General features: G+C 46.2%; 15 protein-coding genes. 5 read left to right on the top strand and 10 right to left on the bottom strand.

Annotation, left to right across the window (positions count from 1 at the left end):
* Window positions 1–2: 2 nt before the first annotated feature.
* Window positions 3–800, bottom strand: a complete 798-nt coding sequence (locus Xets_RS05660; RefSeq protein WP_099131892.1) for an MIP/aquaporin family protein — start codon at window positions 798–800, stop codon at window positions 3–5.
* 316 nt (window positions 801–1,116) lie between these two features.
* Here Xets_RS05660 and zapB point away from each other — a divergent pair, with 316 nt between their 5' ends.
* Window positions 1,117–1,359, top strand: coding sequence for a cell division protein ZapB (gene zapB / locus Xets_RS05655; protein ID WP_099131891.1), 243 nt, complete (start codon window positions 1,117–1,119; stop codon window positions 1,357–1,359).
* Window positions 1,360–1,415: 56 nt separating this feature from the next.
* Here zapB and rraA read toward each other — a convergent pair whose 3' ends face one another.
* From rraA to priA, 7 genes are all read right to left on the bottom strand, one after another.
* Window positions 1,416–1,913, bottom strand: coding sequence for a ribonuclease E activity regulator RraA (gene rraA, locus Xets_RS05650; RefSeq protein WP_099131919.1), 498 nt, complete (start codon window positions 1,911–1,913; stop codon window positions 1,416–1,418).
* A gap of 108 nt (window positions 1,914–2,021) precedes the next feature.
* Complete coding sequence (locus tag Xets_RS05645) at window positions 2,022–2,939, bottom strand: 1,4-dihydroxy-2-naphthoate polyprenyltransferase (protein ID WP_187651302.1); 918 nt, start codon at window positions 2,937–2,939, stop codon at window positions 2,022–2,024.
* A 135-nt stretch (window positions 2,940–3,074) separates the two neighbouring features.
* Entirely contained in the window at window positions 3,075–4,406 is a 1,332-nt protein-coding gene (gene hslU / locus Xets_RS05640) for an HslU--HslV peptidase ATPase subunit (RefSeq protein WP_099131889.1), read from the bottom strand.
* Window positions 4,407–4,417: 11 nt separating this feature from the next.
* Window positions 4,418–4,948: an ATP-dependent protease subunit HslV gene (gene hslV / locus Xets_RS05635; RefSeq protein ID WP_074019088.1), complete on the bottom strand. Its 531-nt coding sequence runs from the start codon at window positions 4,946–4,948 to the stop codon at window positions 4,418–4,420.
* Between the two features lie 137 nt (window positions 4,949–5,085).
* Window positions 5,086–5,907, bottom strand: coding sequence for a cell division protein FtsN (gene ftsN, locus Xets_RS05630; RefSeq protein ID WP_099131888.1), 822 nt, complete (start codon window positions 5,905–5,907; stop codon window positions 5,086–5,088).
* Between the two features lie 72 nt (window positions 5,908–5,979).
* Window positions 5,980–7,005 carry a DNA-binding transcriptional regulator CytR gene (cytR, locus tag Xets_RS05625; protein ID WP_187651301.1) on the bottom strand — a complete coding sequence of 342 codons (1,026 nt, stop codon included), beginning with the start codon at window positions 7,003–7,005 and terminating at the stop codon, window positions 5,980–5,982.
* A 221-nt stretch (window positions 7,006–7,226) separates the two neighbouring features.
* Complete coding sequence (priA, locus tag Xets_RS05620; RefSeq protein WP_187651300.1) at window positions 7,227–9,425, bottom strand: primosomal protein N'; 2,199 nt, start codon at window positions 9,423–9,425, stop codon at window positions 7,227–7,229.
* Window positions 9,426–9,644: 219 nt separating this feature from the next.
* Between priA and rpmE the strand changes: the two genes are divergently transcribed.
* Complete coding sequence (gene rpmE, locus Xets_RS05615) at window positions 9,645–9,860, top strand: 50S ribosomal protein L31 (RefSeq protein ID WP_099131885.1); 216 nt, start codon at window positions 9,645–9,647, stop codon at window positions 9,858–9,860.
* A gap of 82 nt (window positions 9,861–9,942) precedes the next feature.
* Here rpmE and metJ read toward each other — a convergent pair whose 3' ends face one another.
* Window positions 9,943–10,260, bottom strand: a complete 318-nt coding sequence (gene metJ, locus Xets_RS05610) for a met regulon transcriptional regulator MetJ (protein ID WP_074019093.1) — start codon at window positions 10,258–10,260, stop codon at window positions 9,943–9,945.
* A gap of 292 nt (window positions 10,261–10,552) precedes the next feature.
* On the opposite strand from metJ, the gene metB reads away from it, so the two are divergent.
* From metB to ppc, 3 genes are all read left to right on the top strand, one after another.
* Entirely contained in the window at window positions 10,553–11,713 is a 1,161-nt protein-coding gene (gene metB / locus Xets_RS05605; protein ID WP_099131884.1) for a cystathionine gamma-synthase, read from the top strand.
* A gap of 2 nt (window positions 11,714–11,715) precedes the next feature.
* Window positions 11,716–14,151 carry a bifunctional aspartate kinase/homoserine dehydrogenase II gene (locus Xets_RS05600; RefSeq protein WP_187651299.1) on the top strand — a complete coding sequence of 812 codons (2,436 nt, stop codon included), beginning with the start codon at window positions 11,716–11,718 and terminating at the stop codon, window positions 14,149–14,151.
* A 297-nt stretch (window positions 14,152–14,448) separates the two neighbouring features.
* Window positions 14,449–17,085, top strand: a complete 2,637-nt coding sequence (ppc, locus tag Xets_RS05595) for a phosphoenolpyruvate carboxylase (RefSeq protein WP_187651298.1) — start codon at window positions 14,449–14,451, stop codon at window positions 17,083–17,085.
* A gap of 72 nt (window positions 17,086–17,157) precedes the next feature.
* On the opposite strand, the gene metF is transcribed toward ppc, so the two are convergent.
* The gene (gene metF / locus Xets_RS05590) at window positions 17,158–18,045 is read right to left on the bottom strand and encodes a methylenetetrahydrofolate reductase (RefSeq protein ID WP_187651297.1); all 888 of its coding nucleotides are present in this window, start codon (window positions 18,043–18,045) and stop codon (window positions 17,158–17,160) included.
* Window positions 18,046–18,341: the final 296 nt, after the last annotated feature.

The following is an 18,341-nucleotide window of genomic DNA, read 5'->3' as shown; positions in this document are numbered from 1 at the left end:
TTTTAAATCTCGCGCGGTAAATGGCGAGTAATCAGCTTGCGGTAGCCAAAAGCACCTAAAATTGCGCCAACAATAGGAGCTACCAACGGAACAAGGCAATAAGGAATGTCTCGGCCTCCGGTTAAGGCAATGTCTCCCCAGCCGGTCAAGTAAGCAACCAATTTGGGGCCGAAGTCACGAGCGGGGTTCAGGGCAAATCCGGTCAGTGGGCCAAACGAGCCACCGATAACTGCAATAAGAATTCCGATTAACAGTGGTGCTAAAGGCCCTCGTGGGATGCCATTGCCATCATCAGTCAGGGACAGGATTAGACATAACAGAACGGCTGCAATAATAACTTCAACGATAAACGCATGAAATACGGAGATCTGGGCAGCAGGGTAAGTGGAGAAAATTCCCGCAGTAAAGAGACTTTCCTGTGAGCCGCGAACGATGTTGTGAACTTGCTCATAATCGAGGAACAGGTTGTAATACATCATGTAAATGACGAGTGCTGCGACAAAGCCACCGAACATTTGGGCAATGATGTAAGGCAGCACTTTTTTTCTGTCAAAGTTGGCAAACAGGCATAACGCAATGGTCACTGCGGGGTTAAGATGCGCACCTGAAATTCCGGCAGTGAGATAAACTGCCAGGGCGACGCCAAAACCCCAGATAATGCTGATTTCCCATAAACCCAGTTGTGCTCCGGCGATTCGGGCAGCAGCAACGCAGCCTAAACCAAAAAAAACGAGCAATGCAGTACCTAGAAATTCGGAAATGCATTGACCTGATAGTGTTGGAGTTGTGGTCTGGCTCATTTCTATATCCTATGAAAAAGTACAAGGAAGCGATTAATTATTAGTCCTTTCTTATGTATTAAGAGAAAGGTGCTTGTGAATTTATCGTTAATGCGCGTAAACGAGAAATAGCGAAATTAAAATCTGCGTGTTGCGTCAACAAAATGAGCGAATTCGCATTTATTTGCAGTTTTATTGAGCTTGGAAATGTGATCTTATAGACATTTGGGTTTGGTCACTATATTTCGCGTTATGCCGCACATTGCAAGGATGAAACTAGACAGACGTCAATAGGCTAAATACAATCAATAACATTGCTTATAAGAGGGGCCCCAGAATGTCATTTGAAGTTTTTGAGAAGCTAGAATCTAAAGTTCAGCAGGCGATTGATACCATCACTTTGCTGCAAATGGAAATTGAAGAATTAAAAGAAAAGAATGCCGTCTTATCTCAGGATGTCCAGAATATGGCAGATAGCCGTGATTCTCTGGTACGTGAAAATGAGCAGCTCAAACAAGAACAATCGGCATGGCAAGAACGCTTACGCACTCTGTTGGGTAAGATGGAAGATGTACAATAAGGTATCCAATGGCTTAGCTGAAAAAGGGCGATAATTGCGCCCTTTTTTATATGACTTTAACTTAGCTCTTCCTCAATCTCCAGAGGGAAATCTGATAAGACAATGCCGGTATTATCTGCGTAGAGATAGTCACCAGAGAAGAATGTGACGCCACCAAAATTCACCCTGATATCGCTTTCTCCCACCCCTTCGCTATTGGAACCAGCAGGGATAGCAGCCATTGCCTGAATTCCAATATCAAGCTCTGCGAGATAATCGACTTGACGCACTGCACCATAGACAACAATGCCTTCCCACTCATTATTGACGGCGAGTTGAGCCAGTTCTGCATCAACGAGTGCCTTGCGTACTGATCCACCACCATCAACGAGCAAAATGCGACCATGTCCGTTTTCTTCAAGTAAATCATAAAGGAGGCCATTGTCCTCAAAACATTTCACTGTGATGATCTGACCACCAAATGAAGTACGTCCACCAAAGTTGGTGAAGATTGGTTCTACCACATTTATATCTTCTTGATAGATATCACAAAGTTCGGAAGTATCATATTTCATGGGATTTACGTCTGGTTTATGCAAGGAACGGACAGTATATCCTGTTAAAGCCAGTGTTGGCAAAACCATCAATCTTGAAACCTATATGTAAAATTGATGCCTATTTGCTTAATTAAGTACCAATCCAATGGAAAACAGAATATTGGTCAATAATGCTGCTTTGACCATTTGTACCAATTTGGGACGCATACCTTCAGCGGTTGGATCACGCAGCACTTGCACCATATGTTTTAACAGCAGAGGAAAAGCGAGCAGGAACAACCAACTAAACAAATTATTCAGGTATAGGAGCGTGAAGGTGACAAGGCAGAGCATGGCAGTTAGCAGAACGGCTGCATGGTAATAGCGAGCCTTTTTTCCTCCTAACCGGACAGCCAGCGTATTTTTGCCGTTTTGGCGGTCACTTTCGATATCGCGTAGGTTATTAATGTTCAAGACTGCCACAGAAAGTAAGCCACTGGCAGTTGCGGGCAAAACGGTGCTTATGGAAAAAGTACCGGCTTGCAGATAGTAGGTACCAAGAACGCTCAACCAGCCAAAAAAAATCAGGACAGAAATGTCCCCCAACCCCAGATAGCCATAAGGACGAGTACCCACTGTATAAGTGATAGCTGCGACAATCGCCAGTAACCCCAAGATCAAGAATCCGATAATGTCGTTTGGATTATTGCAAGCTACAGCAATCAGGGAACTTCCTGATAAACAGGAGAGTAGCACAGTGAGCTTCAATGCATTTTTCATCTGCTTTGCAGTAATCAGGCCTTTTTGCATACCACGATTTGGGCCAATGCGCTTTTCTGTGTCACTGCCTTTGGTGACATCACCATAATCGTTGGCGAGGTTAGAAAGAATTTGCAGCAGGGCCGCAGTTAATAAAGCCAGTAACGCGACAGGCCATTTGAAATGACCTGTCCATGACGCAAGGGCTGAACCCATTATGACGGCAGCAACAGCCAGTGGGAGCGTTTTGGGGCGTAAACTTTCCAGCCATGCCTGCATCTGACTGATAGACGTTGTTGAGCTCATATTGTCACTGTTTGTCATTATGATTGATGTAATAAATTTTATACCATCGAAAATAGCAAAATGGGAGGCTAAAAGCCCCCCATTTTGATCAGTCCGGCGAATTATTGGCGCTAATCAAACCAATAATATGACTGATTATAAAATAAACCGACTCAAATCTTCATCTGCAACCAGTTCGTCCAAGTGCTCTTTGACGTAATCGGCATTGATTTCGACAGTTTGTCCTTGACGTTCGCTGGCGTTAAAAGAGATGTCTTCCATCATACGTTCAAGCACAGTGTGCAAACGACGGGCACCGATATTTTCAGTGGTTTCATTGACTTGCCATGCTGCTTCCGCGATTTTACGGATGCCGTCAGTCGTGAATTCAATGTTCATGCCTTCCGTTGCCATCAGAGCTTTGTACTGTTCAGTCAGTGAGGCATTTGGTTCGGTCAGGATACGTTCAAAGTCTTCGGTGGTCAGGGCTTGCAATTCAACACGGATTGGCAAGCGGCCTTGAAGTTCTGGGATCAGATCAGAAGGGCTGGCAACCTGGAATGCACCGGAGGCGATAAACAGGATGTGATCAGTTTTGACCATGCCGTGTTTAGTGGAAACGGTACAGCCTTCGACAAGTGGCAGCAGATCGCGCTGAACACCTTCACGGGAAACATCTGGACCGGAAGTTTGACCGCGTTTACAAATCTTATCGATCTCATCAATAAAAACGATGCCGTGTTGTTCAACTGCATCAATTGCCTGCTGTTTCAGTTCTTCAGGATTGACCAATTTTGCCGCTTCTTCTTCGACCAGCAATTTGAATGCGTCTTTGATTTTCATCTTACGGCTTTTTTGACGCTGGCCTGCTAGGTTTTGGAACATGGATTGTAACTGATTCGTCATCTCTTCCATGCCCGGAGGTGCCATGATTTCAACACCAACTGGAGCGGCTGAAACTTCAATTTCAATTTCTTTATCGTCTAACTGGCCTTCACGCAATTTCTTGCGGAATGCCTGACGAGTTGAAGACGGTTCAGCTTGAGTTTCAGTCTGTCCCCAGTTATTTTTTGCTGGTGGCAGCAGGACATCCAGAATACGTTCTTCTGCTAACTCTTCTGCACGATAGCGGTTCTTCTCAATGGATTGCAGACGGACTATTTTTACTGCTACGTCAGTGAGATCACGAATGATGGAATCGACTTCTTTACCAACATAACCCACTTCGGTGAACTTAGTTGCCTCAACCTTGATAAAGGGAGCATTGGCCAGTTTTGCCAGACGACGGGCAATCTCGGTTTTACCGACACCGGTTGGGCCTATCATCAAAATATTTTTTGGAGTGACTTCATAACGCAGTGATTCATCTAACTGCATGCGACGCCAGCGGTTACGCAGGGCAATAGCAACGGCACGTTTTGCTTTGTCCTGGCCGATAATATGATTATTTAGTTCGCTGACAATTTCGCGAGGAGTCATTTCAGACATACTATCTATCCTTACGCTTTCGAAGGCAGTTCTTCGAAGTTGTGATTATGGTTGGTGTAGATGCAGATATCGCCAGCGATAGTTAAAGCGCGTTCTGCGATTTCTCTGGCGCTGAGTTCGGTTGTTTCCAGCATAGCGCGGGCAGCAGCCTGTGCGTATGATCCACCGGAACCAATGGCGATAAGGTCATTTTCTGGCTGAATAACATCACCATTGCCTGTAATGATCAGAGAAGCATTTTCATCTGCGACAGCAAGCAGGGCTTCCAGTTTGCGCAGCATGCGATCCGTTCGCCAATCTTTGGCTAGTTCAACGGCTGCTTTGGTCAGGTGCCCTTGATGCATTTCGAGTTTCCGTTCAAACAGCTCGAACAGCGTGAAAGCATCGGCAGTACCGCCGGCAAAACCCGCGATGACTTTGTCATGGTAAAGGCGGCGTACTTTGCGGACATTGCCTTTCATAACGGTATGACCCATTGTTGCTTGTCCATCACCACCGATGACAACTTTGCCATTACGGCGAACACTTACGATTGTAGTCACGAGTTAGCCCCTGGTTACAAAATAGAAGATGGTACACACGGAGCATTAATTTGTTATCTCACAATTGATTGCGTACTGCTGATAAAAGCACCATGTGTATATTATTAGAGACTAAGATGGGGGAGCTTTCTGCTTTTTCAACCCCCGGTAGGGCGGAGAATACAGCCAGGTACACCGGCACCTGCGACACGTTCGCGCATTTTCTCAGCGCTGGCTTTATTTTTATAAGGGCCAAGTACAACACGGTTCCAATTGTCTTTCGTGGTAATCTGACTCTCAATGCCTGCGAATGCAAGGTTGGCACGGACGGATTCCGCCTGTTCCATTGTGCGGAAAGAACCGCATTGTAGCATCAATTTCGTCTCATTTACCTCAGACTTTGTACTGGTTTGGGAAGACGTTGAAGGCTTTTTTTCCGGCACGGCTGCTGACTTTTGTTCTGGCAAAATCTGTTCAGTATATTGCTGTTGTGCAGGAGGATTGATCACTCGCGAACGTGGAACCGGTTCACTGTTATAAGGCACCTCTTTCAATGAAATAGGCGGCTGGCGCATATCTGCTTGTATTTGTTCGAGCAGCTGTTTCTGCTCAGGTGTTAGTTGAGGAGGATGGTTTAGCGGTTTATTTACTGTTGCATCGCCTTCCTGTATGGAAGATTCATTCACCGGACGGTTTTCCAATTCCTTGATATAACTCCAGCGTTCTTCTGGTTTTGGTGGCAGGCCTTGTCCTTTGGTTTGATGATGGGACTGTGAGGCATTTTGTGCACTTTCTCCCTGCTTATTTTCTGCCTGTTTATTGTGTACGATGAAATAAAGCCCACCAATAAACATGACCACCAAGGCCACTGCAACGGCTAATGTAGTTTTGGGTAATCCTTGAGCCTGATTTTTTTTCTTACCAGTACTTTTCCGACGGGGATTGCTACGCCCGCGACTCACATAATCTCGTTGTGCCACTGTTTAATTCGCTGAGTTATTTAAAAAATTAAAGAATAGATAACTAATGTTACTTAAGCTGTCGTTATTTGCCTAGCTTTTGGGCGAACAAGTACTCGCACGAATAATCAATTCTGCCTCCAATAATCTTGAATCTTTGGAAACCAAACGGCCTTGAAGCTGTTCCAGCAATAACAGAATGGAATGATACCCAATCTCATAACGGGGATGTTCCACTGTGGTTAGGGCCGGTTCGCAGTATTGGGCCAAGTTTAAATTATCGAAACCGACAACAGAGAGATCCTCTGGTAATTTTAATCCCATTTTTTTAGCTTGCCACATTGCGCCCATTGCCATGACATCACTATGGCAGAAAATAGCGCTTGGAGGCTCTGGCAGGGTAAGCAGGGTTGCCGCCAATGTCGCTCCGCTTTCATAGGTGAAATCACCGCGGAGAATATATTCTTCGCGAATGTCTTCCCCTGTGCGTCGCAATGCCTGGATGTAACCCTGCAAGCGATAGTGGCACAATGGCATGGTTTCCGGCCCGGTAATGCAGGCAATGCGTTTGTGTCCCAGTTTTTGCAAATGATGAGTGGCATTGAAGGCGGCTGTCAGGTTGTCAATATGGACAGTGGGGAGTTCCAGTTCCGGAGTGAATTCATTGGCCATCACCATGGGAGGCAGGTTTTTCTGTTCTTCTTTGGAAACATCGAAAGGAATGTTGGAACCCAGTAGCACCATACCATCAATGCGTTTGGTGATCAGAAGATTGATAAACGCATGTTCTTGTTGCTGTTGATGCTTGCAATCACCAATCAGAACCAGGTAACCATGTTCAGTAGCGGTTTCTTCAATACCCCGAATAACCTCAGTAAAAAAAGGATCACTGATATTGGGCACAAGAACCAAGATGGTTCTGGATACATTACGCCGTAAATTTTTGGCCTGATTGTGGGGATAATAACCTACTTCCAACACCGCATTTTCGACCTTCTGGCGTGTACGGGCAGAAACCTTGTCAGGATTCATTAATGTTCTTGATACAGTTGCGGTAGAAACACCAGCCACTTTGGCAACATCTTTCATGGTTACCCGCGCGCATTTCTTTTTTTCCATAGTTCACTCCTCACTCTCCACAGGCAGCGAAACGATTGCTATCCGGCTGCTAAAAAAACGCCAGTCTTGCCTGAAAAGGAAGTGCTGGCGGATTGTTTTCTACAGTTATATTAATAATTTCATTTTAAGCTGATTAACCGATCAATCTGTTACTTTGTTTGCATAAAAAGTGTGATATGAATCATTTCTTAGAGGTGCTTCGCAAATTAAAGAAATAATTATCAACTTTCGCTGGGATCAACATCAATGTTCCATTTCACTTTACGTGCTTGTGGCAGTGTAGTGATTTGGGGATAGATTCCGGCCATCATTTTCTGGAGAAAAATGCGGGAAGGGTGCTGAATCATCAACTGCCAACGATAACGACCGCCACGTTTGGCCTGCAATGCGGGTACGGGTCCCATGATCCATAAATGATTATCAGGCTGTGCATGATGTTCAAACAGTTGGCGCATTTGTTGCAAAAATGCGGGAGCTTGCTGATTGTCGTGATCTTCTGCGCGGAGCAGGATATGGCTCACAAAAGGAGGTAGGTGAACTTGCTGGCGCTCTTCCATCGCTTGCTGGGCAAAGGCATCGTAGCCTTTTTCCAACAATATTTGTAAAAGTGGGTGTTCAGGGTGGTGGGTTTGGAGGACGACTTCTCCCCGCTTTCCGGCTCGTCCAGCCCGGCCGGAGACTTGGGTATAGAGTTGGGCAAAACGTTCGGCAGCCCGGAAATCAGCAGAAAACAAGGCGCCATCGACATCCAGTAAGGCGACCAGTGTCACATCGGGGAAATGGTGGCCTTTTGCCAACATTTGAGTGCCAATCAAAATGCGGGCGCCACCTTGATGTACTTCGGCCAGTTGCTGTTCCAGTGCTCCTTTGCGGCTGGTGGTATCACGGTCGATGCGGGTAACCGGAGTATTGGGAAACAATTTTGTAATGCCATCTTCAAGTTGCTCAGTGCCCAAGCCAACGGGAATTAAGTTAGTAGAGCCACATTGCGGGCATTGGCGTGGGATTGGGCGCTGGCTGTCACAGTGATGGCAACGCAGGTGGCGGTGATTTTGGTGTAGGGTGTAATAGTGATCACAGCGTTGGCATTCTGCTATCCAGCCGCATTCGTGACAGAGCAGGGCAGGAGAATAACCACGACGGTTCAGAAATAGGATAACCTGATTGTCAGCTTTGAGATGTTCACCCATGCGATTGATGAGCGGCTGGGATAATCCAACTGTCAATGGCAAGCCTTTCAGATCCAGTAAATGCTGAGTGGCTGGTTGGGCGTGGCCTGCCCGTTGAGTTAAGGTGAGGTGGCGATATTTCCCCTGTTGCACATTATATAGCGTTTCCAGTGCGGGGGTGGCAGAACCCATAATAATCGGAATGCCCTCTTTTTTCGCCCGGAACACGGCCAGATCGCGGGCATGATAGCGCCAGCCTTCTTGCTGTTTGTAAGAACTGTCATGTTCTTCATCGATAATGATGACACCCAGATGAGCAAAGGGGGTAAACAGCGCAGATCGTGTACCGATAACGATGGCATTTTCCCCTCTTTTCGCCTTTAGCCAAACTGCCAGCCGTTCGCTGTCATTCAAGGCTGAGTGCAGAACATCGATGGGGGCGTTGAAACGTTCCCGGAATCGGCGAATAGTCTGTGGTGTCAAACCAATTTCCGGCACTAAAATGAGAGCCTGTTTACCTTGTGCAAGAATGTTCTCCAGTATACTGAGATACACTTCTGTTTTACCTGATCCTGTGATTCCCGCCAGTAGCCACGGAGAAAAGGTTTTATCTTCTTCCCGGATGGCGCCTACCGCAGTAGCTTGTTCTGTATTGAGCTTTAACCGTTCGCCAATGGTTTTAAAATGCGCACGCCAATTTTCCGCTTCTGGTTGGATGGGATGCAGAGCGATCAGTGATTTCTTTTTCAGTGATTGCAGTGCGCTTTCGCTTAACTCCAATTCAGAGACTTGATGACGATAAACGGGGCGTTGGCGCAAAGCGGCCAACGCCTTTTGTTGTTTGGCGGAGCGCTTGAGTTGTGTAAGCGGGAGTTCACGGCCTGCCTCAGTGACTTGCCATTGCCAGAGTGGGGAAAATTCTGCCGGTTTTCCCTGCCGTAGCAACACTGGCAAGGCATGGAACAAAACTTCGCCCAGCGGATAGTGATAATAGCTGACTGCCCACTGGAGCAATTGCCAGAGATCGTTGGGAAAAAGGGACTGGACATCAAGAATAGTGGAAATAGACTTGAGTTGTTCAGGAGGAAATTCGCTGCTATCAGTGATACCAGTGACGATACCTATCGCATTACGCTTACCAAAAGGTACGAATACTCGAACACCGATAGCTGGCAAAGGTAATCCTGTAGGCAGTAGATAATCAAACGTGCGGGTTAGGGGGACAGGTAATGCAACCTGAACAACTGTCATAAGGCAATTTCCGGATGATTAATGACCAGATGAAAGAACGTATAGCGATAAGAGTATCATAGCAAATCCGCAGATTTCATTGCGCAATAAACAGATATTCTGTATGATCCGCCGCCTTTGGTATAGAAATTACCGATACATATTTTTTATCAACACGACGTGTGGTGTCTGGCAGCAAAACAAGGCTGGATAGCGACACGGCCTGAACAGAGGTTTCCCATGAAACAAGGTATCCATCCTAAATACGAAGCAATTACTGCAAATTGCTCTTGCGGTAATGTAATCAAAATCAACTCTACTGTAGGTCACGATCTGAACCTGGACGTCTGTGGTGCATGCCACCCGTTCTACACCGGTAAGCAGCGTGATGTTGCGACTGGTGGTCGTGTTGATCGCTTTAACAAACGTTTCAGCGTTCCAGGTACTAAGAAGTAATGACTTTTTCCTGTCTGTCATCCATACAGGCCGGATAGTTAAAACAAAAACGCCCGATGTTTCGCATCGGGCGTTTTTGTTATCAATATTCCCATGTATCAGGATCAATACCTCGTTCACGCATCATGATTTTCGCGGCTTCCGGGATTTCATCATGGCGTTCTTTGCGCAAATCGTTATCATTAGGCAGAGGCTGTCCAGTGAACGCATGCAGAAAAGCTTCACACAGCAATTCGCTGTTTGTTGCATGACGCAGATTATTCACCTGACGACGGGTGCGCTCATCAGTCAGGATTTTCAATACCTTTAGCGGGATTGAAACTGTAATTTTTTTGACCTGTTCACTTTTTTTGCCATGTTCAGCATAAGGGCTGACATACTCACCATTCCACTCAGCCATGAGATACCTTAAATAATTTTTGAATCAAGTAATTGAGATTAGAAATTGGAAGGAATTTCTGATCTGTTTTCATATCGATAATGCAATAGTCTAACATAATTAGCTTGTCGACTATATCGCCCCACCCGTACTAATTTATAAAAAATAACCAGAAGACATATGAAGTGTAATGACAGTCATGGAATTGTGATATTAAACCGCAAAATAATTTGGATGTCTAGATGTATTGACGTCTATCTTTCCAGTCGTTATTCTTGCGTGACGCTAATAATAACGATGATGGGGAAAGGTTATGGGATGTAAGCAAGCGACAATTGCGGTTCACAGTGGTTCAAATATTGATGAACAATATGGTTGTGTTGTTCCGCCTATCTATCTTTCCAGTACATACAACTTTACCGGTTTTAATGAACCCAGGGCTCATGATTACTCGCGCCGTGGCAACCCTGGCCGTGATGTGGTTCAACAGGTTTTGGCCGAGCTGGAAGGGGGAGCTGGTGCAGTCATGACCAGCAGTGGCATGTCAGCGATTCATCTGCTCTGTACCGTATTTCTGAAACCAGGAGATTTATTGGTAGCTCCTCATGATTGTTATGGCGGTAGTTACCGTCTGTTTGACAGTCTAAGCAAGCGTGGTGCATACAAGGTGCTTTTTGTTGATCAGTCAGATAAACAGGCGTTGCAACAGGCATTGGCTAAAAAGCCCAAACTGGTATTGATTGAAACACCGAGTAATCCTCTGTTGCGGATTGTTGATATTCAATACATTTGTGCATTGGTTCATGAAATTGGGGCATTAGCTATCGTTGATAACACTTTCTTAAGCCCTGTATTGCAAAAGCCATTGGAGTTGGGGGCAGATTTAGTGGTGCATTCCTGCACGAAATATTTGAATGGGCACTCTGATCTGATTGCGGGAGCAATTATCGCTAAAGAGTCTGCTATCGCGGAAGAGCTGGCTTGGTGGGCGAACAATATTGGCGTGACGGCTGCGGCCTTTGATAGCTATCTGCTATTGCGTGGCATCCGTACATTATCTGCCCGCGTATTACTCCAACAAAGCAATGCTGTTGCCATTGTGGATTATCTGCAACAGCAGCCCCAAGTGAAAAGACTCTTCTATCCTGCACTGAAGAACCATCCGGGGCATGAAATTGCTGTTAAGCAACAGCAAGGTTTTGGGGCGATGCTCAGTTTCGAACTGGATGGTGATGAACAGGCCATGCGTCGTTTCTTATCTGCGTTAAAATTATTTACCTTGGCTGAATCTCTCGGTGGTGTGGAATCGTTGATTTCTCATACTGCAACCATGACTCACGCGGGAATGTCGGCAGAAGCAAGGGCTCAGGCAGGGATTACGGATTTGCTTCTTCGTGTCTCTGTAGGAATTGAAGATAGTCAGGATTTAATTGCTGATTTGGATAATGCGTTTCAGGCAGCGGCAACGAGGTAATCATGAGTATACTGGCAACAGCGGGGGCGGAATCTGGCCGTCAGTTACATAAATTTGGTGGCAGCAGTCTGGCTGATGTGAAATGTTATCAGCGGGTTGCTGAAATTATGGCGAACTACAGCTTGCCGGGTGATTTGATGGTGGTATCGGCAGCGGGGAGTACGACTAACCAGTTGATCGATTGGCTTAAGTTGAGTCAGAGTGATCGGATATCAGCACATCAAATACAGCAGTCTTTGCGGCGTTACCAGCAAGAATTGATCCGTGGTTTGTTGCCCGAAGCAGTTGCAGAAGAACTAAACGCAATGTTTATCGCTGATCTGGAAAGATTGAGTGTATTGCTGGATAAGCCCGTCACCGATATCACATATGCCGAAGTTGTCGGTCATGGGGAAATCTGGTCTGCCCGTTTAATGGCGGCAGTGCTGGAAAATAAGGGTATCTCCAGTGCATGGCTAGATGCGCGTCAATTCCTGCGGGCAGAGCGTATTGCGCAGCCGCAAGTTGATATCAGTTTATCTCAGCCCCTGCTTAGCCAATTATTGATCCAAAATCCCCATAAGCGTTTAGTAGTTACCGGTTTTATCTCCAGTAACCAGAAGGGGGAAACGGTATTATTGGGTCGCAATGGCAGTGACTATTCTGCGACCCAAGTTGGGGCTTTGGCGGGAGCCAAAAAAGTCACAATTTGGAGTGATGTGGCGGGTGTTTACAGTGCTGATCCGCGTAAAGTCAAAGATGCCTGCCTACTGCCATTGCTGCGTTTGGACGAAGCCAGTGAATTGGCACGTTTGGCAGCACCTGTTCTTCATACCCGTACATTGCAGCCTGTTTCTCTCAGCGATATTGATCTGCAATTGCGTTGCAGTTATCAGCCTGAACAAGGCTCCACTCGTATTGAACGGGTGCTGGCAACGGGGACAGGAGCAAAAATTGTGACCAGCCATGATGATGTCTGCCTGATTGAATTGCATGTTTCTCCCGCTCACGATTTCAAACAAATCTATAAGGATATTGATTCTTTGTTGAAGCGCGCCCAAATCCGGCCATTGGCAACAGGGTTACATGCAGATTGCAACTTGATCCAACTTTGCTATACCTCTGAGATTGTGAATAGCGCCCTTGATGTTTTGCAGGATGCTTCCTTATCCGGCAAACTTTCTTTGCGTGAAGGTTTGGCGCTGGTGGCGTTAGTGGGGGCAGGTGTATGCAAGAATCCGCTGCATAGCCATCGCTTTTATCAACAATTAAAAGATCAGCCGGTTGAGTTTATCTGGCACGCAGAAGATGACATTAGTCTGGTTGCTGTATTGCGTTCGAATCAGACATCGCATTTGATTCAGGGATTGCACCAAAGCCTGTTTAGGGCAGAAAAACGCATCGGTTTGGTGCTGTTTGGCAAAGGAAATATTGGTTCCCGATGGCTAGAGTTATTCGCCCGTGAACAGAAGAACATTTCCGCTCGCAGCGATTTTGAATTTATTCTGGCGGGTGTCGTCGATAGTCGCCGGAGTTTGCTGAATTATCAGGGTATTGATGCCAGTCGGGCATTGGCCTTCTTTGATGATGAAGCGACTGAACATGAAGAAGATGCTCTGTTTTTATGGATGCGGGCACATCCTTATGATGATTTAGTTGTATTGGATGTCACGGCAAGTGAAGAATTAGCCAAAGAGTATATCTATTTTGCCAGTTATGGATTCCACGTTGTCAGTGCCAACAAAGTTGCCGGTTCTTCCGACAGCAATACATACCGTATGATCCGCGATGCCTTTGCAAAAACCGGGCGTCATTGGTTATACAACGCCACAGTGGGTGCAGGGCTACCGATCCATCACTCTGTCAGGGATCTGCGGGAAAGCGGTGATACCATTCTGTCCATCAGTGGTGTTTTTTCCGGCACATTATCCTGGCTGTTCTTGCAATTTGATGGTTCTGTGCCTTTCAGTGATTTAGTTGAACAAGCATGGCAGCAAGGGTTGACGGAACCCGATCCGCGCATTGATCTGTCTGGCCAGGATGTGATGCGTAAGTTGGTTATTCTGGCTCGCGAGGCGGGTTATGAAATAGAGCCTGATCATGTGCGTGTTGAGTCTCTGGTACCGACAGAGGCTCGGAGCGGTTCCATTGAAGAGTTTTTTGAAAACAGTGCTGCCATTAATGAGCAAATGCTGCAACGGTTGGAAGCGGCACAGGAAATGGGCATGGTACTACGGTATGTCGCACGTTTTGATGCCAGTGGCAAGGCGAAAGTTGGTGTGGAAGCGGTGCGTAGCGATCATCCATTGGCTTCGCTGCTGCCGGCAGATAATGTCTTTGCGATAGAGAGCCGTTGGTATCGTGATAATCCGCTAGTGATCCGTGGGCCAGGAGCGGGACGAGATGTCACCGCGGGGGCAATCCAATCGGATTTAAATCGTCTGTCGCAACTTCTGTAGTCCAATATTTCTATAGGCGAGGATTTTCTTTCTATTGTTCAATCAGGCTTTGGCAGGGATATAACAGGTTATCCCTGCTGATGTTCACACCGCTATCCAATCAATCAAACACGCCTTTTTCTCTTTTAAAATTTCATAAAATTCGCCCAAATTGTTTGTTTTCTGATATGAATAGAACGTTAGAAATAAACAGAAGAACACGTTTTACAGCAAAACATGAAGCATTCAGACAGAAAATAGGGTCACCAATCGATTGGTGAAATAGGTGACATACAGCAACACAAGGCCAGGAACCACATGAATCAACAATATTCCGCAATGCGAAGTAATGTCAGTATGCTCGGTAAGTTGCTGGGCGAGACAATTAAAGAAGCTTTGGGAGAAGATATTCTTGATAAAGTTGAAACGATCAGGAAGTTATCTAAATCATCCCGTGCAGGTAACGAGGCTGACCGCCAGCAGCTTTTATCAACGCTGGAAAATTTATCCAATGATGAATTATTGCCTGTTGTCCGGGCGTTTAACCAGTTTTTAAATCTGACTAATGTTGCCGAACAATATCACAGCATTTCTCCGCATGGCGAAGCGGCAAGTAATCCGGTAGCGCTGGCAGCACTGTTCAACCGACTTAAAGACAAACAATTCAGCAATGACGATTTGATCAAGGCGGTCAATGAGCTGGCGATTGAATTGGTTCTGACTGCGCATCCGACAGAAATTGCCCGCCGTACCCTGATTCATAAGTTGGTTGAAGTGAATGGCTGTCTGGCACAGCTTGATCATGACGATTTGGCCGATTATGAATGTAATAACATCATGCGTCGGTTGCGTCAGTTGATTGCCCAATCATGGCATACTGATGAGATCCGTAAGATTCGTCCTACCCCAATTGATGAAGCAAAATGGGGTTTTGCTGTGGTCGAAAACAGCTTGTGGGAAGGTGTGCCGGCATTTCTGCGTGAATTCAATGAACAACTGGAAGAATCCATTGGTTATAGCTTGCCAGTGGAAGCGGTGCCAGTACGTTTTACCTCTTGGATGGGAGGAGATCGTGATGGTAATCCTAACGTTACTGCCGAAATTACCCGTCATGTTTTATTGCTGAGTCGTTGGAAGGCCGCAGATCTGTTCCTGAAAGACATTCAGGTTTTAGTTTCTGAACTCTCCATGTCGGAATGTACGCCTGAACTTCGCCAAATGGTGGGAGGTGAGCACGTTTTAGAGCCTTACCGTGAGATTGCCAAACAATTGCGTACGCAATTAAGTAACACGCTGGCTTATCTGGAAAAACACCTTAAAGGCGAGCAAGCTTTACCACCAGCGGATCTACTCCTGCATAACGAACAGTTATGGCAACCGTTATATGCTTGTTATCAATCCCTGAAAGATTGTGGTATGGAAATTATCGCGAACGGGCAATTACTGGATACCTTGCGCCGCATTCGTAGCTTTGGTTTGTCTTTGGTGCGTATTGATATCCGTCAGGAAAGTACCCGCCATACTGATGCGATTGCTGAACTGACGCAATATCTGGCAATGGGCGATTATGCGAGCTGGCCTGAAGCCGAAAAGCAGGCATTTCTGTTGAGAGAGTTGCAATCAAAACGTCCTCTAATCCCGCGTGATTGGCAGCCAAGCGCAGAAACACAAGAAGTTTTCGATACCTGCAAGGTTATTGCTGAATCACCACAAGATTCGATTGCGGCTTATGTTATTTCCATGGCGAAAGTGCCTTCTGATGTCTTGGCGGTAAAATTATTGCTGAAAGAGGCGGGATGCCCATTGTCATTGCCTGTCGCGCCGTTATTCGAAACCCTTGATGACCTGAACAATGCTGAAGGCGTGATTCGACAACTATTGGGAATTGAGTGGTATCGCGATCTGATTAAGGATAAGCAGATGGTGATGATTGGTTACTCCGATTCTGCTAAAGATGCAGGGGTGATGGCGGCGTCGTGGGCACAATATCGGGCACAGGATGCATTAATTAAAGTGTGTGAAAAAGAGGGCGTGACGCTTACCCTGTTCCACGGGCGTGGAGGTACGATTGGCCGTGGTGGTGCTCCTGCCCATTCGGCTTTACTCTCCCAACCGCCGGGTAGTCTGAAAGGCGGGTTTCGCGTAACAGAGCAGGGGGAAATGATCCGCTTTAAGTTTGGTTTGCCGCAGGTAACGATCAGCAGTTTGGCCTTGTATGCCAGTGCGATTCTGGAAGCAAACTTATTGCCGCCACCGGAGCCGAAACCGGAATGGCGCCAGATTATGGATACACTCTCCGATGTTTCCTGTGATATGTATCGTGATTATGTTCGTGAGCAACCGGAATTTGTGCCTTATTTTCGGGCAGCAACACCGGAACAAGAGTTGGCAAAACTGCCTTTGGGTTCGCGGCCGGCTAAACGACGCCCGACAGGAGGCGTTGAAAGTTTGCGGGCGATCCCGTGGATATTTGCCTGGACGCAAAACCGCTTGATGCTACCGGCATGGTTAGGTGCAGGTGCGGCGCTGCAACGGGTGATCGATGCCGGTAACTTGCCAGTTTTAACGGATATGTGTCGCGACTGGCCATTCTTTAACACGCGTATTGCCATGTTGGAGATGGTATTTGCCAAAGCAGATTTGTGGTTAGCAGAATATTACGATCAGCGTTTGGTAGAACCGAAACTGTGGCCGTTAGGCGTAAAATTGCGTAACCAACTGGCGGAGGATATCAAAACGGTACTGACCATTGCGCAGGATGAGCAATTGATGGCGGATTTGCCGTGGATCGCTGAGTCCATCGCTTTGCGTAATGTGTATACCGATCCGTTGAACGTACTACAGGCCGAATTACTACAGCGTTCCCGTCAGCAGGAAAATCCTGATCCGCATCTTGAGCAGGCGCTGATGGTGACAATTGCCGGCGTCGCGGCAGGAATGCGCAATACAGGATAGTTTAAATATTTTTGAATCATAGAAGCCGAATGGGGAAACTGTTCGGCTTCTGAGACGTAGCGGGTAAATTAATTAGCAAGGGCGTACTCCCAATGTATGGCAGATGGCATAACTCAATTCTGCCCGATTTAGGGTATAAAAATGAAAATCTTTCACGCCCTCACGACTGAGAATTTTCACCATATCCATTGCAATAGATGCACCGACTAAGTTGCGACTTTCCGGATCATCATCTAATCCTTCAAACATTCTGGTCATCCAGCTTGGGATCCGAACGTTAGTCATTGAAGCAAATCGTTGCAATTGACGGAAGTTCGAGACTGGTAAGATCCCTGGTACAATTTCTGCGTCAATCCCTGTTGCGACACAGCGATCACGAAAACGCAGATAACTTTCCACATCAAAAAAGAATTGGGTAATGGCGCGATTGGCTCCAGCATCAATTTTATGTTTTAAATTGATCAAGTCTGCCTGTGCACTTTTCGCTTCTGGATGCACTTCTGGATAAGCTGCAACGGAGATATCAAAATCTGCTTCTTTTTTTAATAGCTCAACTAAATCAGCACCATACATTTCTGGTTTACAACCGTTAGCCGGTAAATCACCACGTAATGCCACAATATGACGAATGCCGTTTTGCCAATAATCATGAGCAATGTTGCTTAGCTCTGCACGGCTGGCATCAATGCAAGTCAGGTGTGGGGCTGCATCAAGGCCCGTTTTTTCTTTAATATCCTTGATAATGCTATGCGTGCGATCACGTTCGCCAGAGTTGGCGCCATAGGTAACAGAAACAAACTTAGGTTTCAGCTTGCTCAAGCGATCAATGGATTTCCACAGGGTTTGTTCCATCTCAGCCGTTCTGGGTGGAAAGAATTCAAAGGAAACACGAATTTGCCCTTCAAGTTCAGCCAGATTCTGGTTCAGCGCTTCTCGCTGATTAGCGTGAAAAAAACTCATACCCTGTGCCCTCATGAACAAACGGAACTTTTGCCCGCTTATTTTTAGATGTTTAAGTGTTTATATGTCTATCCATTTAGATGTCCAAATAGAATGGGCGAAGCGGAGTTTTTAGTCAATCGAGAAATGGCCTATTTCCAATGAGGAATATTCAAAGTGATCAGGAAAGAAATTCATGTTGGAGAGTTAGCGAAAAACCCCGATGCATTCACCGAGGTTATAACGCCGACCGGGTACTCCCAGTCCATTTATGGTACTAATTATGAACACTTTTGCAGAGGATTAGCCATTTGACG

It is taken from the genome of Xenorhabdus sp. TS4 (assembly GCF_014467265.1).
GTDB lineage: Bacteria > Pseudomonadota > Gammaproteobacteria > Enterobacterales > Enterobacteriaceae > Xenorhabdus > Xenorhabdus ehlersii.
The sequence above is the reverse complement of the archived record's forward strand: the minus strand, read 5'-3'. Positions and strand labels throughout refer to the sequence as shown.

Bases quoted from the DNA above. Each gene is read 5' to 3' on its own strand.
- Xets_RS05660 (WP_099131892.1), bottom strand. From the start codon at position 800: ATGAGCCAGACCACAACTCCAACACTATCAGGTCAATGCATTTCCGAA.
- zapB (WP_099131891.1), top strand. From the start codon at position 1,117: ATGTCATTTGAAGTTTTTGAGAAGCTAGAATCTAAAGTTCAGCAGGCG.
- rraA (WP_099131919.1), bottom strand. From the start codon at position 1,913: ATGAAATATGATACTTCCGAACTTTGTGATATCTATCAAGAAGATATA.
- Xets_RS05645 (WP_187651302.1), bottom strand. From the start codon at position 2,939: ATGAGCTCAACAACGTCTATCAGTCAGATGCAGGCATGGCTGGAAAGT.
- hslU (WP_099131889.1), bottom strand. From the start codon at position 4,406: ATGTCTGAAATGACTCCTCGCGAAATTGTCAGCGAACTAAATAATCAT.
- cytR (WP_187651301.1), bottom strand. From the start codon at position 7,005: ATGGAAAAAAAGAAATGCGCGCGGGTAACCATGAAAGATGTTGCCAAA.
- priA (WP_187651300.1), bottom strand. From the start codon at position 9,425: ATGACAGTTGTTCAGGTTGCATTACCTGTCCCCCTAACCCGCACGTTT.
- rpmE (WP_099131885.1), top strand. From the start codon at position 9,645: ATGAAACAAGGTATCCATCCTAAATACGAAGCAATTACTGCAAATTGC.
- metJ (WP_074019093.1), bottom strand. From the start codon at position 10,260: ATGGCTGAGTGGAATGGTGAGTATGTCAGCCCTTATGCTGAACATGGC.
- metB (WP_099131884.1), top strand. From the start codon at position 10,553: ATGGGATGTAAGCAAGCGACAATTGCGGTTCACAGTGGTTCAAATATT.
- Xets_RS05600 (WP_187651299.1), top strand. From the start codon at position 11,716: ATGAGTATACTGGCAACAGCGGGGGCGGAATCTGGCCGTCAGTTACAT.
- ppc (WP_187651298.1), top strand. From the start codon at position 14,449: ATGAATCAACAATATTCCGCAATGCGAAGTAATGTCAGTATGCTCGGT.
- metF (WP_187651297.1), bottom strand. From the start codon at position 18,045: ATGAGTTTTTTTCACGCTAATCAGCGAGAAGCGCTGAACCAGAATCTG.